Here is a 1,320-nt window from a genome sequence, read left to right as displayed (position 1 = left end):
CCTGCAAGTCGCAGCCCTTTCTTCAATATGGTGAAAGAGACACAAGATGGTTTCGTTGAGTTAGTCAATAAACCAGAGTCGGATGTCACTCGCCGTCAAGATGCCCCTGAAGTCTTTGATATAACTACTGTTGTGTATGCGACAACGCCAAATTTCGTATTAAATCATTATGGCCTATTCGCAGGTAAAGTAACCAGTGTTGAAGTACCGAAGGTTCGTGCTGTAGATATTGACGATATTTATGATTTTAGAATGGCGGAAGCAATTTTGCAGGATATAGAATAATGGAAAAACTATTAGAAAATAAAACCATCTTAGTAGCTGGTGCTGGTGGTTTATTAGGAACGCGATTGGTGCCTGCGATATTGGCTCAAGGGGGGAAAGTGATTGCAGCTGATATCAACATAGAAGTAATGACTGAACGTTTGATTTCTTTAGGTGTTGATGTTACAGATAAAAATTTGACGCTTAGTGCATTAGATGTAACGAAAGCAGACAGTGTTAGTCAACTATTGGCTACCCATACGAGTATTGATGGTGCTGTTAACTCTACTTACCCAAGAAACAAAACTTACGGTGCACATTTTTTTGATGTTTCACTAGACAGTTTTAATGAAAACCTGTCTTTGCATTTAGGCAGTGCATTCTTATTTACTCAACAATGTGCAAGCTACTTTAACAAGCACAAAACCCCTCTGTCTTTAGTTAATATTTCTTCGATTTATGGTGTTGTTGCACCTAAATTTGAGATCTACGAGAATACACCCATGACGATGCCTGTTGAATATGCGGCAATTAAATCGGCAATTCAACACCTAAACAAGTACACAGTGGCGTATGTAAATGATAGTCGTTTTCGCATTAACAGTGTGAGCCCTGGGGGGATTTTTGACAATCAACCTGATGCTTTTTTAGATGCATATAAAAGTAAAACTCATGGGGCAGGAATGCTTGATGTAGAAGAAGTGGTGGGTACAGTTTTGTTTCTATTATCTGAGCAATCACGCTATGTAACTGGTCAGAATATTATTATAGATGATGGTTTTAGTTTATAAATGTCCTTATTAAAAAGTGGTGGACTATATCTGATTGGTGAAGTTTTATCAAAATTAATCCCATTTGTATTACTCCCATATTTTTCAAATACATTAAGTGTTGATGAGTTTGGCCGACTTGGTTTGTATCAAGCTTATTATAATTTTTTTGTCATATTTATACTTTTTGGATTTGACTCTATCATATTAAGATCTTACCATCGATATGGGGAAAAAATAAGCAACGAACTTCTTACTCTATCCTTTTTTTATACTTCCTGTGTCT

At 36.5% G+C, this 1,320-nt stretch carries 2 protein-coding genes and 1 pseudogene; all 3 read left to right on the top strand.

The genetic code is table 11. From position 1 onward, the window contains the following. Positions 1 to 285: pseudogene (locus AB4486_RS24740) on the top strand (acylneuraminate cytidylyltransferase family protein); the annotation flags it as partial. Further along, entirely contained in the window at positions 285 to 1,055 is a 771-nt protein-coding gene (locus tag AB4486_RS24735) for an oxidoreductase (RefSeq protein WP_136975791.1), read from the top strand. The pseudogene AB4486_RS24740 and the gene AB4486_RS24735, both read left to right, overlap by 1 nt. Beyond that, positions 1,056 to 1,320 (top strand): lipopolysaccharide biosynthesis protein (locus AB4486_RS24730; RefSeq protein ID WP_372119333.1); only part of this gene is annotated, 265 nt, incomplete at its 3' end.

The organism is Vibrio sp. 10N.222.55.C6, assembly GCF_041473395.1.
GTDB lineage: Bacteria > Pseudomonadota > Gammaproteobacteria > Enterobacterales > Vibrionaceae > Vibrio > Vibrio crassostreae_C.
Note: the sequence above shows the minus strand (reverse complement) of the source record. Positions and strands in the feature narration are given on the sequence as shown.

What these genes read in the sequence shown, in the direction of transcription:
- AB4486_RS24735 (WP_136975791.1), top strand. Translation starts at nt 285, where the DNA reads ATGGAAAAACTATTAGAAAATAAAACCATCTTAGTAGCTGGTGCTGGT.